An 18,589-nucleotide genomic window follows, 5' to 3' on the forward strand; every position below is an offset into this window, starting at 1 on the left:
CCTGCCGATACTTCAAAATTAAGAATTTTCCATGTTAACCAAAGATAGATACGGCATAGGAATAAGATACTCAGATAGGAGATCGCTACTGTGTGGATGGGAATTGCAATTTTGGTATTGTACCATCTGATTATATTCTATATTGGATGGAATGGATGGGTATGGCTGGCGGAGTTGTCTCCGAATCATGCATATCCGCGTTATATTTGGATCGTTGTATTGTTGATTCTGGCGTATGCGTTGTTCCTCGGATTCTGGAAAAATGAAATGGTTATTTTCAAACAGGTTGGCGCCGTCTGGATTGCACTGCTGTACTTCTCGATATTATGGATGCCCGTTATGAATATTGTCGTTGCACTCACCCGCTTGTCCTCGTTGTCCCAGCATTCCGTTATTATATGGGCGGGCTGGATTACGGTTGTCGCCTTTATCGGCGTCTTCTCACTCGGGATGTACAACGCCTACAGTCCGGTTGTACGTAGTTATGATATTACGATCAACAAACCTGTCGAAGGCAAAAAGGAAATGAATATCGTCATGGCGTCGGATATGCACTTTGGGGTGTTATCCAACGAAGCCCATGCACGTCGACTGGTAGAGCGAGTTAACGCATTGCAGCCGGATCTGATCCTGATGCCGGGCGATGTGATCGACGATAATCTGCCGTACTACGTCAAGACAGAGATTCCCGAGATTCTCAAAGGGCTAAAAGCGCCTGTCTATTCTTCACTGGGCAATCATGACCGGTTCGAGAAAGGCATTAATCTGATCGATTCCCTGAACCAGAGCAATCTGCATGTACTGTATGACGAGTCTATTGTGCTGGATAACGGCATTACGCTGGTCGGACGCCAGGATTATAGTGATCGTCCGCGTGCCGAGCTGAGCAAGCTGCTGGAGTCTGTCGATCATGCCCATCCGATTATCGTCATGGATCACCAGCCATATGAGCTGGACAAAGAGCAGCAGCTGGGTGTCGATCTGATGGTATCTGGACACACTCACCGTGGACAGATGGCACCATTTAACCTGATTACCAAGCGTCTGTTCGAGAATGACTGGGGTTACTTGCAAAAAGGACAATTGCACTCGATTGTCTCTTCCGGATTTGGCTTCTGGGGTAGTCCGATGCGGATCGGTACACGCTCCGAAATTGTACAGATTCATGTGAAGTTCCAGCCTTAATGAATAATTAAAGCCCGCTTTATCCAACACCATATGGTATTGGATAAAGCGGGCTTTTTGCTTCTTTTATTACTTTTAAACAGGAGCAAAGACGGAATGTCTGTATGAATTATCCACTCATATGGCTGTGGTCTGGCAGAACATGATTAGCGAATCGCGGAACGTACCTGCTTGATATAGAAGAAACGTACGATCAGGAAGTAAATGAGCTGGATCAGGAAAAAGATACCCAGTACCGTCAACGATTCCTTGAATAGTGAAACCTGAAACATATTTGCAAGTGTCGTGAGTGCGACCGCCCCATGCAGCAGTGCAACAACAATTGGAGCAAAGAACAGGAGAATGATCTGCCGGTTCAGTACCCGATTCAGCTCGGGGATGGTCAGCCCCAGTTTGGCGATAGAATGGAATTTTTGTTTATCCTCATCCAGATCGCTGTAGAGTCGGAAATACAGGAAGCTACCGGCGGAGACAAAAAAGACAATTCCTATAAACAGTCCGATGAACAGAATCGCTCCATACGAACCCAACTCCTGGTTGACGTCGTAGGCAGGCACAGTAATCCGATGAGACTTAGTGGATGGTTTCAATTCGCTATAGATTTCTTTGCCTGCAGCCAGAATACCTGTCTGCTCCTGATCACCAGCCCATACATACAGCTGTCGTTGTCCCGCTGGTTGGCCAAGACGGTCATAAATATCATCCGGAACGACGAATGTTACTTCATCGACAGTCAGAACACCGGATTGGATAAGTCGATCAGGCTTGACCGCTATACCGTTTGCAGTAGCAGATGGAAGCTTAAGGCGATCTAGTTCCAGTGAGTAGGGGTTTATTGCAACTGTCTCTCCGGTAGCCAGCTGGATTAGAGGGCGCTTGGAGAGTGCAGCCAGCTGGTTATACATGGAGACACTGATAATAAGCTGAGTATACTTGTCATTCTCCATATTGTACTCTGTAAGGACCTGCTCTGTACGTGCAGCTTGAAGATCGTGTTTGTTAAGTATCTGGTTAATAGTAGCCATAGTATTCGACCGATCGGTATCGCTACTTTGAGACACAAAGCTGATTACATAGGGGTTACTGAGCGCTACATTTCTGGTTACTACCGTCTGTAGTCCATACAGGGAGCCGATGGCGCAAAAGGATACTGTAGAGACAATACAAACGAGAAAGAAAGTACGTGCATTATCCTTCATCCGGTACGACAGATCGGATAGCAGAAGCATATTGGTCCTGTTCCAGAAAAAGGACTCTTTGCTTTTCAATGTACGGATGATGTAGACGCTGAGCTGGGTGAATAATAGATAGCTACCGATCGATACGATTATGCTGACAGGTACCAGTAAAATAAAAGCATCGGAACCCCGGGCAAGAAGCGACAGCGTATAGCCGGTACCAATAAGCACCAATACAAGCAGTGACAGCACCAGTGAAGCTTTTGGTTCACTCCGGGCCTGCTGACTGCCTTTGATCAGATCGATCAATTTGCCGCTGCGCAGGACTGAGGAGATGAACAATGAAATCAGCACAAACAGAATAAAAAATGCCAGACAGGTCACCAGGATGGCACGAGTAGGGAAATAAAAATCCAGACTACCTTCAATGACCAGTATATGCTCGCCCGCCAGCAGGATAGCTTTGGCAAAGACCAGTCCCAGGACAATACCGCCGAGTGTCGCGGCAAAGCCGATAATGATATTTTCCAGAAATACCATCTGGCGCAGCTGTCCCGGAGACATCCCCTGCATCATCAGCAGACCGAATTCCCTTTTGCGGGTCTTCAGAAAAGAACTCATTGAGTACAATACAAAGAAAAAGGAAAATACATAGATCATCCATTTGGCAGTCGACATGCCGCCCTGTACATTATGATTGATCTGCCCGCCAGCCAGCAGTGGATGATAGGCGAAGATTGCGAAGGTAAAAAAAACCATGACCGTGAACATGCTGCTCAGAAAATAAGCGGCATACAGACGCTTGTTACGGGCGACATTGTTATAAGCGAATTGACGAAATGTCATTCGAATGCCCTCCCAACAGCGATAGGGTATCGATGATTTTCTGGAAAAAGGCCTGCCGATTGTCTCCACGGTGAATCTCGCTGTACAGCTGGCCGTCGCGGATAAAGATGACCCGGCTGCAGTAGCTGGCGGCTACCGGATCGTGGGTGACCAGCATCATGGTTGTCTGCTGCTCTCGGTTGATATTTTCCAGCATCTCCATTACATCACGAGCTGATTTGGAGTCGAGGTTGCCGGTCGGTTCATCGGCCAGCAGCATTTTGGGAGAATGGATCATCGCCCGGGCAATCGCTGTTCGCTGCGCCTGTCCGCCCGAAATTTCATAAGTACGTTTGTCCATGATAGAAGTGATGCCGAGCTTCTCTGCAATGGCTGCAGCTTTTTGCTTCATTTCACTGACTTTGCTGCCGTCAAGTGTCAGTGGCAGTACGATATTCTCCTGTACGGTCAGGGTATGAAGCAGATTAAAGTCCTGGAAAATAAAACCAAGCTCCCGACGCCGGAATCGGGCCAACTCATTTTTCTTCATTTGGTTAATATTCTGTCCGTTGATCAGAATCTGCCCGCTGGTAGGCTCATCAATCGTAGCGATCAGATTAAGCAGCGTCGTCTTGCCACTGCCGGATGGCCCCATAATGCCGACAAATTCGCCGTCTTCAATCGTAAAATGGATATCGCTCAGCGCCTTGTAGGCAATTTTTCCCTCGTAGATTTTGCTGATCTGGTTAACATTAAGCATGTCGATTCCTCCTTGGTCCATGGAATTCATATCGTTCTCATGTGCCCAGTATAGGCGGAGAGACAGGAGTGAACTATCGATTTTGCTTTCATCCGGCTTACAGCTATGTAAGGTAGGGCTGGCAGACAACTTCCGGCATACTCGGAACAATCGCTGTTTTGTCCGTTATGTATCAGTCTTTTTGCTGCCAGGATTGGAATATTATACGGATTGTGGTTCCCTGACCCGGAGACGATTTCAGCTCCAGCACATGACCCAGATGGTCCGCAGCTTCCTTGGTCAGATACAGCCCCATGCCGGTCGATTCACGGAAATGCCGTCCATTCTCGCCGGTAAAGAAGGGATCGAACACCCGCTTGAGATCCGCTGCCGGAATGCCTACGCCGTGATCACGCACTTCCAGTATCGCCTGCTGGTCACGAATAAAAGAGTGAATGTGAATCTTCTGTCCGTTGCCGGATGAATATTTAACACTGTTCATAACCAGCTGGGACAACATGAAAAAAAGCCACTTTTCATCCGATTCTACAACGAGAGCTCCATCACACTCCTGTACTTCGGGATAGACATTATTGCGTATAAAAGAACGCTTGTGCTCATGAATCACTTCATGCACGATCTTTGCCAGCGAGATGGAGCGTGGATGAAAGTCCTGCTGAAAAGTACGAAGTCTTGCCATATACAGAATCGTATTCAGGCCGGAGCGCATCCGCTCGGTCTCTTCGCGAATGCTGGCATATTCGGGCTCATCCACCTGCTGCACGGTCAGTTCAATGACGGATAGAGGGGTCTTCATCTGATGCACCCACTGGTCCATAAAGGTTAAGTGCTGCTTTTGCTCCCGCTGCGTTGCTGCCAGCTGCTCTTGATAGAGTTGATACTGCTGACGAAGCAGTTCTTCAAGTGCTTCGCTGACCGGTGTCTGATCCAATCGCTGAATTGCCTCTTCCATATTTGCCGGCGGACGACTTAGTATACCAAAGTAGCGGCGCCGGGTGAGATAGTGATACGTCAAATAGCAACCCAGCAGAAACAGCCCGAGAAATACTGAATACAGTGCCGGAGCAAGATGATGATAGCCATCCAGCCAGTAAATGCCCAGTACAACAAAAAGCTGGACCACATGCAGTACAATCAGCAGCGCATGCTCACGTACAAAAAGTTTCATCGCTGCTCCTCTCCAGTCCAGGTGACATACAGACGGTAGCCCAGTCCGCGTACGGTCTCAACTGCATCCTCCAGCCCCAGTTCCTGAAATTTCTTGCGCACACGGGTGATATTCACATTCAGTGTATTTTCATCCACAAAGGTCTGATCATCCCAGAGCTTCTCCAGCAATGCTTCCCGGCTGGCTACACGGGGATGACGTTCCATCAGACTGCTGATAATATCGCATTCTTTGCGGGTTAGCAGAATGGTATGGTCGGCATAGACCAGTTCCATGCGTTCCGGATAAAGGCGCAGACCGGCAACGTCCAGAATATTTTCTTCGGTTCGGGCAGCATATTCGCCATAAGCACGGCGGAGCTGGCTGCGGACTTTGGCCATCATGATGCCATAGTCAAAAGGCTTGGTAATATAGTCGTCAGCACCATTTTCCAGAGCCATGATCTGGTCCATTTCTCCGGAGCGTGCAGAGATGAACAGAACCGGGCAGATAGAGTGATTGCGAATCTGACGGCACCAGTAATATCCGTCAAAGCTTGGCAGATTCACATCCAGCAGTACCAGATCAGGTTGAGCTCGCTGGAATTCTTCCAATACATTATTGAAATCAACAGTTAGAATTACTTCATATCCGTACCGGACCAGATGGTTTTGCAGCAGCCCGGAAATTTTGGGATCATCTTCGACAATCATAATTTTCTGCATGGCTGTAGACTCCTTACAAATGGAATCATCCCACACGTATCCGCAGATTCGGTGGGATGCTTTATTATTATACTATGTTGGTTATGAAGTTCCATTTTGTGGATAAGCATACTGCGAATCCAATCAGAATGTACGGCCCGTCGCCGGCAGTATATCGGTAAGTATGTGCGAATATTGTTTGGCCAGCAGTGCGATCTGATCCAGCTCGGGCCATTTATGATGCAGGCCGATATAGACGATGGCACCGGTAAATAGGGCAGCCATTATTGTTTTGAACAGCCATTTTCCCATCATTGATTCCTCCTTGGATTGATATTGTTTTATCCTAACATAGTATACCTTCGTATAATGTCGCATTGTCTTAATCTTTCCTTACGTTATCCTTACACTTTTGTAATCTCAAAATAAGGGTAAGAATAGAGTGGACTCATGGTATTATGTTCATAACCGGAGAAGAGGAGAGAAATAGATGTACATACTGGGTATGGCCGGATTATGTCTGGTCATGTTTGTGATTAGCTATACACAGGATCGCAGACGACTGCAGAACGGTGTCTTTTTGACAATCGGGATTATTCTGCTGCTGTTTGGTCTGATCATTTATGCAATGAATCATCTGGCAGGCCACATCCCTTATATCGCTGTGCTGCTGATTCTGATTCTGCTGCTGCTGGCTCCGGTCGTTGTACTGGGGATCGGTGTAGCACTCATTTATAACGGCCGGATTCTATTGCGCAAGGAAGGCTGGAAGCTGCCCAACCTGCTGTCCATGCTGACTGGCTTTGGTATTCTGGTGCTGCCGCCGCTCGTACTGATCGCGCCGTACAACAGTGTGCTGGCACCGTTCGTGATTGTAGTGCAGCTCTGTGTAGCCTATTTTGGATTGCTGTTTATCTGTTATCTGGTATCTTCGCTGCTCTATAATTTTCATCGGCCGCGTTACCGACCGGACTTTATTATCGTGCTGGGGAGCGGACTCATTCGCAACAAAGTACCACCACTGCTGGCAAGCCGTCTGGATCAGGGAATTGACGTGTACCTGCGGCACCAGGATGGAGAACCGCCACGGATCGTCGTATCCGGCGGACAGGGCAGTGATGAACAGACTGCGGAAGGCGAAGCGATGGGACAGTATTTGCTGGAAAAGGGTATTCCGGCCGACCATATCATTATCGAGAACGAATCAGCCAATACCCTGCAAAACATGCGTCTGTCCCGGCAAAAGATGGATGAGCTGATGGGCGGCAAGCCGTACTCTTGCATCTTTGTGACCAATAATTTTCATCTGTTTCGCGCTGGTATTTATGCAAGGCAGGCAGGTATACAGGGTGACGGCGTGGGATCGCACACCGCGCTGTATTATCTCCCCAACGCCTTTATTCGCGAATATATTGCTATTATCGTGATGCATCGTCGTATTCATATCCGGATTATCGCAGCCGGGCTGATTCTGGCGATGATGGCGGTATTGGTGCTGATGATTGTGTGATTTGCCTGACATTGTGAGAAGAGTTACAACCGTATCCGCGAGCCGCTGGTATGATAGGTAGCGGCGAAAGGGAGGCGGAAGCATGACTCGTATTATTTCCAATGAACAGATAGCACCGGATGTTTTTGTAATGAAGATTGCAGGATCGTACAAGGGACGGATGGGACAATTTTATATGCTGCGTGCAGATGACGGATACCGGGGAGACAGCTATCCCCTGTTATCCCGTCCGCTTAGCATTCACGACAGGGGCGATGATTACATCGCCTTTTTGTACAGGGTGCATGGCCGCGGCACCGCGATTCTGTCACGTATGACAGCAGGGCAGCAGGTGCTGCTGGAAGGTCCGTTTGGCAATGGTTTCCCGGTACTGGATGATCCGGGACGAATCGCGCTGGTTGGCGGCGGGATGGGTACCGCTCCGCTGCTGCTGGCGGCCCGTCATTATGCGCAAGCCGATATTTATCTGGGATTCTCCGGTGATACATTCGGAGTAGAGAGCTTACGTCAGGCGGTAGAGTCGGATACTCGGGTAAAGGTAATGAACAGCAGGTACAAGAGCATACTGGAACTGCTGGAGCCGGGCTGGTACGATACGATTCTGGCCTGCGGACCGGCAGGGATGCTCAAGGCACTGGCCGAATGTACAGCCGCTGCGAATGAGGCTGCCTTGCATGATGGTGAAGGTTATCCGGCGAGTACACATCTGTATATTTCTACCGAAAAGCATATGGCCTGCGGCATTGGAGCCTGTCTGACCTGCACGGTGCAGACGACCAGTGGCAATCGCAGAACCTGTGTAGAAGGACCGGTATTCGCAGCAGAGGAGGTGGATTGGAATGACCTCACTACAGTGTAATATCGGCGGTGTCCCCCTGCGTAACCCGGTTATTATGGCATCGGGAACGTATGGATTTGGCAGGGAATATGCAGCGTACGTAGATGCAGGCACACTGGGAGGCATTTCCTGTAAAGGGTTAACCCTGCATCCTCGTTCCGGTAATCCGGGCTGCCGGGTACAGGAGACCGCTTCCGGGATGATGAACAGTGTAGGATTGGAGAATCCGGGGGTTGCTGCTTTTCTGGAAAAGGAACTGCCGTACATGGCGACACTGGATACAGCAATTATCGCCAATCTGGGTGGCTCCAACGCCGAAGAATACGTCGAAGGCGCACGGATGTTGTCCGTGCACACCCGGCAGCAGAGACAGCAGGGCAGCCGCGGCATCGATATGCTGGAGCTGAATATTTCCTGTCCCAACGTGCGTGAAGGAGGTATTCAGTTCGGGATTCAGACAGACACGGCACGCAGCATCGTTCGGCAGGTGCGAAGCGTGACCGACCTGCCCCTGATGGTCAAATTGTCACCGGGAGCACAGGATCTGGTAGAGATGGCAGTAATGTGTGAACAGGAAGGCGCAGAGGCAGTATCGCTGGTCAATACCTTTTCAGCGATGAAGATTGATATTTATCGCAGGCGCAGTGCTTTTCATAATACATATGCCGGATTGTCCGGTCCGGCGATCAAGCCGATTGCCCTGCGGATGGTACATCAGGTCGCTAGAGCAGTATCGATTCCGGTAATCGGCATGGGTGGAATCAGTAGTGTGGAGGATATGATCGAATTCATTATGGCCGGCGCAGAGGCAGTACAGGTAGGTACGTATAATTTTGTGAATCTGCGTGTCGGTACTGAACTGGTTGAGGGATTGCAGATGTGGATGCAGCAGCAACGGGTGGAATCGCTGGAGGAGATTCGCAGTATTATTGGGTGATTTTGCTAGATGATCGGAAAAGCAGCATCTGTACAGAGAATGCGTCAGAGTTAATGTTGATATGATACAGATAGGAATAAAATACACATAGGAAAACCGTGAGCAGCTCTATGGTTCGAATGGGAGCCTCTCACGGTTTTATTTTTGTTAGAAACTATTCTGATTGAGATAGAATGCAAAATATAAATCCATACGACTTATAAGCGTTATTCATGTTATAATCATCCACGGAAGATAAGTACCGACGGAATAGATATGGCGTCGCAACCCGAAAGGGGGTGACGCCATGTCACTGGTTGATCTGCTACTCAGAATTCTGGATACGTCAGCAAAGTGTATCGGTTTGATCATTGGAATCGATAAGCTGTATGAGATCTGGAGACGAGTAAAAGACAACAAAAACCGCCGGGATAAAGGTTAGGAGACCTCCGGCGGTCTTAAGGTATATTTGATTCCGAGCGATCGCCGTATGATTCCGCCGATCTTGTCGATCCAGCCTGTAGTGGACCAACACTACAGGCTTTCTTTATGTATAGTATACACAATCCAGATTTCAAATGAAACATGGATCTTCAAATGAATATCATATTATAACGTAAATGAGTGTATTCTTAATCAAGAAATAAGCAATAAATAACATCTTATCCATGCTTGAACAGACTACTACTTTTTATGAAAATAGTTCCTTATGAAATTTACTGAAAGTCTGAAAAATATCCTTGAAACATAACATGAATGCGTGTAGTATACATATATAATTTGATACAGGCCGTACAGGAGGACGCAGCACTATACCGAATAGGTATCGATTCTGCGTACATACCCACCTCTTTGGTACGGCGACCACTCATATAATATTGGGAATAGGGCCCAAGAGTTTCTACCGGATAACCATTGTAATTGTCCGACTATGAGTGAAGAACGTGCTGATCCTTTTTTGCTGAACGGTAAAAGGGATCAGGATGCGGCTTTTGGCGCATTCTGTATATGAACATGCATACAGGCAGGCTTCACTTGAGTGTATTAACTCAGGTGGCCTGCCTTTTTTTGTTTTATACATGAAAATTGAAGTCCAGACGAATACAGAACAACAGACAGACAAAAGGGGAGAAACCACATGAAATTACTGGAAGAACGCATACGGGCAGAAGGCAAGATTCTATCGGACAAAGTGCTCAAGGTCGATGCCTTTCTGAATCATCAGGTAGATACCATGCTGGCGGTAGAGATTGGGCGGGAGTTTGCCAAATTGTTTGCTCACGAGCAGATTACCAAGGTACTGACGATCGAAGCGAGCGGAATCCAGTTCGCGATGGCAGCCGGGATTGCGCTGAACGTGCCGTTTGTCTACGCCAAAAAGAAAAAGGCAGTTACCCAGGGAGATCAGGTCTATGCTGCATCGGTGCATTCCTTTACCCGTGGCGAGACCTACCAGGTGAGCATCGTCAAAGATTACCTCAAGCCGGAAGACCGGGTACTGATCGTTGATGACTTTCTCGCTACAGGTGCAGCGCTGGTCGGACTGGCGGATATCGTCGCCGAATCGGGTGCAACGCTGGTCGGTGTAGGCTGCGTGATCGAGAAGACATTCCAGGAAGGACGCGGTCTGCTGGAAGAGCGCCGGATTCCGGTACAGTCTCTGGCACGCATCGTCTCCATGTCACCGGGACACGTGGAATTCACCGAGGAACAGCCGCTGCAGCCGATTATTGCAGCAGAGCAGTTGGCAGACACGGATCGCCATACAGATGATGTAAAGGAAACTATCCAGTCGTCACCAGCGACTGCAGATCTTAATCGAATCGGGGCGGGTATCTGATGCTGAGTAAACGCAAAGTATTCACGCTGGGACTCCAGCATGTTATGGCGATGTATGCCGGTGCTATTGCCGTACCGCTGATTATTGGTAATGCATTGAACCTGACGCCGGAGCAGATGGCGTACCTGATCGCAGCAGATATGTTCACCTGCGGTCTGGCGACTCTGCTGCAGGTGCTGGGCACACGTTATTTCGGAAGTGGGTTGCCGGTTGTGCTGGGCTGTACCTTTACGGCGGTAGGACCGATTATCGCGATTGCTTCTACGTCCAATCTGCCAACTGCCTATGGGGCGATTATTGTCTCGGGGATTTTCGTCGTGCTGGCTGCTCCGTTATACGGCAAGCTCCTACGCTTTTTCCCGAAAATCGTTACGGGTTCGGTCGTTACGATCATCGGGTTGTCGTTGATTCCGGTTGCGATGAACAATGTTGCCGGTGGACAGGGCAGTGCAGACTTTGGCGCACCGCATAATCTGCTGCTGGCCGTAGTAACGCTGCTGGTCATTCTGATCGTGAATCGGGTAGCGACAGGCTTCCTGCGCTCGATCTCGGTACTGGTTGGTCTGGTAGTGGGGACGGTGCTGGCTTATGCGATGGGCATGGTTAATTTTGCCGCAGTCGGTGACGCGTCCTGGTTCCGGGTGGCGCAGCCATTTTACTTTGGTACTCCGCAGTTCAGCTGGATCGCGATTGCGACGATGATTATCGTGAACATTGTCAGCATGGTGGAATCGACTGGCGTCTACATCGCTGTCGGCAAAGCTACCGAACAAAAAGTAGAGCAAAAACAGATCGTAAGCGGTCTGCGTTCCGAAGGTCTGGCGATCGTGCTGGGCGGTATATTCAACGCATTCCCGTATACAGCCTTCTCGCAAAATGTTGGTCTGATCTCGCTGACCAAGGTCAAGACGCGCAATGTCATCTTCGCTGCTGGCGGAATTATGGTCGTACTTGGTCTGCTGCCGAAGCTGGCTGCACTGACAACCGTCATTCCGAGTGCGGTACTGGGCGGAGCCATGGTCGTGATGTTTGGTTCGGTCGCTGCTTCGGGTATGTCTATTCTGGGTGAAGTCAATCTGCGCAACGACCGCAACCTGATGATCGTGGCCTGCAGTATTGCGATTGGTGTAGGTTCCGCGGTACTGCCGGCTATTTTCGCCCAGATGCCAAGCTTCCTGCAGCCGCTGCTGCAAAACGGTATCGTTACCGGCTCGGTGGCAGCCGTTATTCTCAATCTGATTCTGTCGGACAAACGAACCGTCGATGCCGAAGAGAGCAGCGAGGAACCGGTAGTTGGACTGGGTGTGGATGCAAGCGCTGGTGTCAAAGCTTCAACTGGTCTGGAATAAAATAATAATGCTGCTCAGGCTGCTTTGTAGAGCATTGGCTAGCTGTGTGATACATGCAGTCGACGAAATACAGTCAGTGAGCATTTAATAAAATACAGTCAATGAAATGCAGTTAGTAAAATGTAGTTGATGAAATGCAGTATATAGAAAGACCCTGTGCCTACCGCAGGGTCTTTTTTGTTATATTGAAGAGAGAGAATCATCTGGAAGCGGAGGCAAAGCGATGAACAAAACAGAACGGCTAATGGCGATTGTACTGGAACTGCAGCGTCACTCGACACTGCGGGCACAGGATTTGGCAGCTATTTTCGAGACAAGTGCACGTACCATCTACAGGGATATGCAGGCGCTCAGCGAATCGGGCGTACCGCTACTAGGCTCGCCCGGTCAGGGTTATTCGTTGATGGAAGGCTATTTCCTGCCGCCGATTACTCTGACAGCGGATGAAGCGGTAGCGATGTGGATCGGAACCGACTTTGTCGGGCGCTATCTCAGTACCAAGTATCAAAAGGACGCTGTCTCGGCACGACGCAAAATCCAGTCCATTTTACCAGAATCTATTCATATGCAGTCGTCGGCGGTACGTGAATCGGTTCTGCTTATGAATGGACGCAATATGGAGAAGATCGACGATACGACCCATTTGCAGCAGATCTGTGAGGCGGTTGCGAGTAGGCACCAGCTGACTTTTCGCTATAACAAGCCATCACGTTCAGCAGATCCGGACGATAGCGTGCGTACAGTCTGTCCGTATGGAGTGGTGCTTACCGGCAGCCACTGGATGCTGGTAGCCCACTGTATGCGGCGCCAGCAGATCAGGCACTTCCGGCTGTCCCGTATGTCCGAACTGACTATGGAAGCAGACGGATTTATCTGGCCGGAGGATTTCCAGCTTAGTCGCTATCGTCCGGAAGATGATCGCAAGACACTGGTCAAAGTACAGATTAGTGAAGGAATCGCTAACCGGCTGCGGGAGGACGGCAGCTTTTATCTGGAGCAGCTGGAGGAAAGGGATGGAGAGATCATCGCTATCTTGCGGGTACGCCGAATCGACGAGATTGTTCATACCGTGCTGGGCTGGGGAAAAGGGGCCGTGGTACTGGAGCCGGATGAGCTGCGCATTCGCCTGCGTCAAGAATTGCAAAATATGCTGAATAGTTACTGACACTATGCTGTCAGTAGTCATTCGATATACTGGGTACAGTTATTGATCCTGCTCTGGAAAACGGCACAGACAGCCGCTCAAAGCAGGCCTACTATACACTTACCAGGAGGTATACTTATGACAATGCAAACCGATAAAAACATGACTGCGAATATGAAATCCCAGATGAATCCGGCAACAAACAGCAAGATCCATAAAGCCCTAGAGTCAGCTCTGGATATGAACAGCAGCATGGACACTCCTGTCCATATCGATCAATCAGCAAAGATGCAGCTGGCTCTGCAGCGTCTGGAACAGCAGCTGGATCAATATGGGCAGGAACTGAATCGTTATACACTGGAACAGCTCACCCGCCAGCCGAGCGCGGAAGAATGGTCACTCGGACAGATGTATCAGCATCTGATCGCTTCGGCATTGTACATGCAGCTCGGCAATATGGACAAATGTATCCGGCGGTACGAGCAGGATCTGCAGCAGGAATCCGCTATGCATGGAGCTTACCCGGAACATACGGCAGCAGCAGAGAGTGATTTTGCATCCGCATCGGCCTCTGCTTCGGCTCAGGCATCGGCACCTGGGAAAACAGCGTCCGGTGAAAGCATATTTGCCGATGGAAGCTTCCCGCCTGTACGAGTCAAAGTGCAGGGCGTCCCCGATCCGGTACAGCCGGAGAGTCTGGAACAGCTGTTCAGTGGTCTGGAGCAGGTACGTATACGCGCTCGCGAGCTTGCCCCGCAGGCAGTATCGGTCCCCGCAATTTATACAGAGAAACATCCGCGGTTTGGTGATCTGACCGCGTCCGAGTGGTTGATACTGATCGAGATGCATTATCGTCATCACCTGCACCAGAAGCGTCGTCTGGATGAGTTTTTGAATAGGTCTGTGTAAGCTTATTTACTGGAATCATCGTAATCCTATACGATTTGCTATCAATCCCTGTGTCTATGCAGAATACTGCAGGACACAGGGATTTTGGTGTGTGGATTCCTTTGGATTCAGCTCCATCATCCTGCATGGAACCTGTCTTTTATTTATTCTATAATCAAGAGGTATCTTCATATACACGATCATGGAAAAGTGTTAAATTTAGTTCTTATCAGGCGCAACGATCCCATCCGGCGGCCGGAGATGTGCAGCACGCACAGTTATAAAGCGGCTGACGGATGAATCCATATCATACAGGTGTAACGGGTGGAGGGAAGACAGTTTATGAAAAATATTTTGTTTATCAATACAGGTGGTACGATCTCATCTTCGGCAGCAGGCAAAGGACTGACTCCGACGCAGTCGGCAGCCGATATTATCTCGGCTGTACCGGAGGTCAAGGAAATATGCAATGTAGAAGCGATGACGCTGATGAGCGTGGATAGCACGAATATCCAGCCGGAAGAGTGGGTGACGATTGCCCGTACCGTACACGAGCAGTTGCCAAGCTATGATGGCATCGTCATTGCACATGGTACGGATACGATGGCGTATACGGCTTCAGCGCTCAGCTTTATGCTCGGCGCGCTTGACAAGCCGGTCGTAATTACCGGTTCCCAGGTGTCGGTACTGGCGGAATATAGTGATTCCCGCAAAAATATCAAAGACTCGTTCCTGACTGCATCCAGTGAGCTGTCCGGTGTGTTCGTTGTTTTTAACGGCAAGATCATCAATGGCGCACGGGCGTCCAAAGTGAAAACGAAAAGCTATGATGCTTTCGAGAGCATTAACCATCCCTATATCGGTTATTTGGAGGAGGATCGTATCGTATACAATGAGATTGAACCGTCCGTTTATCCGGAAGGGCATGTATATAACGATCAATATTCGCCAGATGTGTTCCTGCTCAAGCTGATTCCGGGGATGCGCCCGGATATTTTCGATGCAGTGCGCAATCTGGGCTACAAAGGCATTATTGTCGAAGGCTTCGGTCTCGGGGGTGTACCTTTCAAAGAGATTAACCTGATCGACAAAATCGAGGAGCTGGTGCAGGGCGGCATCAGCATCGTCGTGACTACACAATGCCTGTACGAAGGCGGCGATCTGACGATCTATGAAGTAGGACAGCGCGCTCTGGAAAAGGGAGTTATTCCTTGTTACGACATGACAACCGAAGCGCTGACGACCAAAATGATGTGGGTGCTCGGACAGGCAAACAGCCCGGCCGAAGTCGCACGCATGATGGCAACCAATTATGTAGATGAGATTACGATGCCAATCCTGCGATGAAGCCTGTTTTGATGCTTAAAGGCTTGATCTTTGGCACTGTGCTTGCCTTGATCACTGCATTTCTGTTTATGCTGTTTGGTCAAATAGCAGCAGGTGGAATCACATCGTTATGGGGAGAAAGCTGATTATATATATCTTTAATCATCCCATTTGCAGTCGTATTCATGCTGCTGGGAGGATATTTTTATAACAGAAATGAAGTCTCCAATAAAAAGTTATGGCTGCTTAGCCTGGTCATTGCCTTTATAGTAACGCTGTATAGTGGTACGATAGGAGCCATTCTGGGCGAATATATTGTGCGCGGTAGGATCGAGACGATTAATGTAGAGGGTACGCTAATTTGGGGTACTATTTACGCGTTTGTATTGCTTCCTATCACAGTACCGTGCGCCAGAATCCTGATCGGTGTTTTCTATCATTTTGCTTTTAGATCCTATAGAAAAAGAGCAGCCTCTGATTGGGCTGCTCTTTTTTTGCCTTTTTAGGCATTCATATTCAATATTAGAAGCGGGTGACCTGCATACTCCGCGCAGGTTCAATAGCGCTTAGTCGTTATTTTTGGAGCGTGCCTGTCCGCCTTTGCGGCCTGCTTCCTCGCGGCTCATGCCGTCCGAATTGCTGCGCGCTTTGCCGCCTTCGCTGCCAATTTCCTGATAGAACTCTTTATCATGGGAATTGGAAGTGGATTGACCACCTTTTTGGCCGATTTCCTGGTAGAATGCTTTGCCGTGGGAATCAGATGTCGATTCGCCGCCTTTTTGACCGATCTCCTGATAAAATTCTTTGTCGTGATTTTTAGAAGTGGCTTTTCCACCCAGACGACCTGCTTCTTCTCTGCTCATTTTGCCGTTGTTGTTAGTACTGTTGTTGTTTGCCATTTTCTACTCACTCCTCTGAATTTTCTAGTTGTATGTGTGCTGTTATGATCAGCGCCACGATATTGTATTACCCGTCCGAAAATAGAATAAACACCCTAATCCCCCCAGAACAGCCAGTGCTAAATCACTGCCTTGCTTCATATTACTCCTCGCCAAATCGCTTGATCCCCATCATGACAGTACTTCTCCCATTTTGCCAAACAGACGATCCGGCAGGTTATTTTTTGTTGATTTTTTTGGGGATTATTATAAATCCGCTGCTGGTGAAGGGAACCAGATATGCCGCAGATCGACCCACCCCTGACTGTTAAACGTAATCCCGCGTACCGTAGGCAAATACGCGGTCTGAACAGGTTTCTCATACAGTACATATAGCTGGTGATCCGCAGCGAGCCGCTCCCAGATCTGCTGGAACAGCGTATCCCGCAGCCGGGAATCAGACTGGCGACGAATATTGATCAGGGCATGTTCAATATCGATTCGTGTATGGGTATCCAGATGCTGGGACAGGGTCAGATACAGATCATAGAGACGCAACTGCTCATCCTGATCACGGGTCAGTGAGAATACGATAAGATCAGACTCCATTCGCAGCGGTCCCTGAAACTGCTCGATCGGCAGAGAAACGACTTCACAGTCGTAATGCTGCTGCAGTGTCTCGGCAATCTCGCGCGCATCCCGGCGGTATTGCGGAATCGTCAGAATCCGCAGCGGTGTAAGGGTATTTTCGGTATCTGCTGCAGACGTCGGTGTGGCGTTTTCTGTGGTTACACCCTGCAAGCAGTTGCAGATATGGGCGCGAATATGAGGGTCACGCAGCGGGCCTTCCTTTTGCGTATTGAACGTGATGAACTTGCGTACCGATACCGGCGAAGGCAGTTGACTCCAGGAATGGTCATCCGGCACGGAAGGATTGGGGATCAGGTGAAAAGGAGAGACCGGATCGGCCGGATCAGCCCGGTTTCCGCTAACCGACCATGGGATATGAATAATCTCTACACGGTCCAGATGGGCGCGTCCCTGAAAATAAGGCTTGAACACTTCCAGTACGCAGCGCTCTTCACTCTGCTCCACCATCCGAAAAGGACCGGTACCGCTCGGCTTGAGACCAAATTCCTGCTCATTGCGCCGATTCAATCCCCTTGGCACAATCGCGGCCCGGCTGGTACACAAAAAAGGCAAAAACAGCTCGCTTGGTTCCTGCAGCTGAATATGAACGGTGGTGGAATTCAGCGCACGTACCGACTGAATCTGCTTGAATACAAACCGGTACAGCGCCCGGCGCGAAGTACGAATCAGCCGCTCAAAAGTATACACAACATCCTCGGCAGTCAGAATCTGTCCATGGTGGAATAGCACATCCTTGCGCAGATAAAAAGTCCACCCTGTCCGCTGCTCGTCGATCTCCCAGGCATGCGCCAGGTGCGGAGTGATGAGGCCATCTGCACCTGATTTGCGAACCAATCCGTCGAAAATATGGCTGGATACAAACGACTCGGCCAACAGATTCATATAAAGCGGATCTACCGTATGGATGCGCTGTCGGATCGGCAGCCGTAGCTGGTCAATCTGCCGGTCACGCTGAATCTCCGAATGCGGGCCAAAATAGCTAAGCAGCCAGTCCTGTAGCTGTTCCTCCACAACCGGCGACCGTGCGTGCAGACGGATCTGTTCCATGCTGTCCCGAATATCCCGGCGCTCAATCGTATGCATCATCGACTCCATGGCGATCTGCTCGGGAGACGCGATAAAGGTCAGCTGTGAGCGCCGTCCCCGTCCCCGTTGGGACTGCCAGCCAATCCAGCCCTGCTCGCTCATGCGAGTAATAATATTCAGTGCATTTCGGTGTGTACATTCCAGTACTTCTGCCAATTCATCCAGTGTGACATTCTGCTCGTTCTGTGCTCCATACTGGGAGTGCAGCAGCAGGAATTGCCGATGTAATTTCATGGTATTCCTCCCTTTGTTCCAGTAGGAACTTTTTATATTCCTGTATATTTATACTTTTTCAGAAGTACTTATCCACATGACGCCAAGAGGTAATCCGTTTTCTCCCATGCTATTTCTGATGGGATTGTCT

17 protein-coding genes and 1 riboswitch are annotated in these 18,589 nt (G+C 49.3%); of the genes, 10 read left to right on the forward strand and 7 right to left on the reverse strand.

The window, feature by feature from the left end; all coding sequences use genetic code 11:
• Positions 1–96: 96 nt before the first annotated feature.
• Complete coding sequence (locus tag WH46_RS15470; RefSeq protein WP_036629917.1) at positions 97–1,185, forward strand: metallophosphoesterase; 1,089 nt, start codon at positions 97–99, stop codon at positions 1,183–1,185.
• 146 nt (positions 1,186–1,331) lie between these two features.
• Here WH46_RS15470 and WH46_RS15475 read toward each other — a convergent pair whose 3' ends face one another.
• From WH46_RS15475 to WH46_RS24090, 5 genes are all read right to left on the reverse strand, one after another.
• Positions 1,332–3,209, reverse strand: a complete 1,878-nt coding sequence (locus WH46_RS15475; protein WP_046227431.1) for an ABC transporter permease — start codon at positions 3,207–3,209, stop codon at positions 1,332–1,334.
• Positions 3,184–3,948 (reverse strand): ABC transporter ATP-binding protein, encoded by a 765-nt coding sequence (locus WH46_RS15480; RefSeq protein ID WP_046227432.1) that lies wholly within the window; start codon positions 3,946–3,948, stop codon positions 3,184–3,186. Before WH46_RS15480 ends, WH46_RS15475 begins: the two co-directional genes overlap by 26 nt.
• A 172-nt stretch (positions 3,949–4,120) precedes the next feature.
• Positions 4,121–5,116, reverse strand: coding sequence for a sensor histidine kinase (locus WH46_RS15485; RefSeq protein ID WP_046227433.1), 996 nt, complete (start codon positions 5,114–5,116; stop codon positions 4,121–4,123).
• Positions 5,113–5,820 carry a response regulator transcription factor gene (locus WH46_RS15490; protein ID WP_017813415.1) on the reverse strand — a complete coding sequence of 236 codons (708 nt, stop codon included), beginning with the start codon at positions 5,818–5,820 and terminating at the stop codon, positions 5,113–5,115. Before WH46_RS15490 ends, WH46_RS15485 begins: the two co-directional genes overlap by 4 nt.
• 123 nt (positions 5,821–5,943) lie before the next feature.
• Complete coding sequence (locus WH46_RS24090; protein ID WP_156172286.1) at positions 5,944–6,114, reverse strand: hypothetical protein; 171 nt, start codon at positions 6,112–6,114, stop codon at positions 5,944–5,946.
• A gap of 175 nt (positions 6,115–6,289) precedes the next feature.
• Here WH46_RS24090 and WH46_RS15495 point away from each other — a divergent pair, with 175 nt between their 5' ends.
• From WH46_RS15495 to WH46_RS15530, 9 genes are all read left to right on the forward strand, one after another.
• Positions 6,290–7,309, forward strand: a complete 1,020-nt coding sequence (locus WH46_RS15495) for a YdcF family protein (protein ID WP_017813417.1) — start codon at positions 6,290–6,292, stop codon at positions 7,307–7,309.
• Between the two features lie 82 nt (positions 7,310–7,391).
• Positions 7,392–8,168 carry a dihydroorotate dehydrogenase electron transfer subunit gene (locus WH46_RS15500; protein ID WP_046227434.1) on the forward strand — a complete coding sequence of 259 codons (777 nt, stop codon included), beginning with the start codon at positions 7,392–7,394 and terminating at the stop codon, positions 8,166–8,168.
• Entirely contained in the window at positions 8,149–9,084 is a 936-nt protein-coding gene (locus WH46_RS15505; RefSeq protein WP_046227435.1) for a dihydroorotate dehydrogenase, read from the forward strand. The genes WH46_RS15500 and WH46_RS15505 overlap by 20 nt, the downstream gene beginning before the upstream one ends.
• Positions 9,085–9,370: 286 nt before the next feature.
• The gene (locus WH46_RS24515; protein WP_269430627.1) at positions 9,371–9,505 is read left to right on the forward strand and encodes a hypothetical protein; all 135 of its coding nucleotides are present in this window, start codon (positions 9,371–9,373) and stop codon (positions 9,503–9,505) included.
• Between the two features lie 406 nt (positions 9,506–9,911).
• A riboswitch (purine riboswitch) is annotated at positions 9,912–10,015 on the forward strand.
• Positions 10,016–10,201: 186 nt separating this feature from the next.
• Positions 10,202–10,903 carry a xanthine phosphoribosyltransferase gene (locus WH46_RS15510; protein ID WP_046227436.1) on the forward strand — a complete coding sequence of 234 codons (702 nt, stop codon included), beginning with the start codon at positions 10,202–10,204 and terminating at the stop codon, positions 10,901–10,903.
• Positions 10,903–12,252: a nucleobase:cation symporter-2 family protein gene (locus WH46_RS15515; protein WP_046227437.1), complete on the forward strand. Its 1,350-nt coding sequence runs from the start codon at positions 10,903–10,905 to the stop codon at positions 12,250–12,252. Before WH46_RS15510 ends, WH46_RS15515 begins: the two co-directional genes overlap by 1 nt.
• Before the next feature lie 223 nt (positions 12,253–12,475).
• The gene (locus tag WH46_RS15520) at positions 12,476–13,417 is read left to right on the forward strand and encodes a helix-turn-helix transcriptional regulator (protein WP_046227438.1); all 942 of its coding nucleotides are present in this window, start codon (positions 12,476–12,478) and stop codon (positions 13,415–13,417) included.
• Positions 13,418–13,534: 117 nt separating this feature from the next.
• Positions 13,535–14,305, forward strand: a complete 771-nt coding sequence (locus WH46_RS15525; protein ID WP_052714255.1) for a DinB family protein — start codon at positions 13,535–13,537, stop codon at positions 14,303–14,305.
• A gap of 321 nt (positions 14,306–14,626) precedes the next feature.
• Positions 14,627–15,631 carry an asparaginase gene (locus WH46_RS15530; protein WP_046227439.1) on the forward strand — a complete coding sequence of 335 codons (1,005 nt, stop codon included), beginning with the start codon at positions 14,627–14,629 and terminating at the stop codon, positions 15,629–15,631.
• Positions 15,632–16,176: 545 nt separating this feature from the next.
• On the opposite strand, the gene WH46_RS15540 is transcribed toward WH46_RS15530, so the two are convergent.
• Positions 16,177–16,509, reverse strand: a complete 333-nt coding sequence (locus WH46_RS15540; protein ID WP_017814850.1) for a KGG domain-containing protein — start codon at positions 16,507–16,509, stop codon at positions 16,177–16,179.
• 246 nt (positions 16,510–16,755) lie between these two features.
• The gene (locus tag WH46_RS15545; RefSeq protein WP_046227440.1) at positions 16,756–18,459 is read right to left on the reverse strand and encodes an ABC transporter substrate-binding protein; all 1,704 of its coding nucleotides are present in this window, start codon (positions 18,457–18,459) and stop codon (positions 16,756–16,758) included.
• Between the last annotated feature and the right edge of the window lie 130 nt (positions 18,460–18,589).

It is taken from the genome of Paenibacillus dauci, assembly GCF_000971985.1.
GTDB lineage: Bacteria > Bacillota > Bacilli > Paenibacillales > Paenibacillaceae > Saccharibacillus > Saccharibacillus dauci.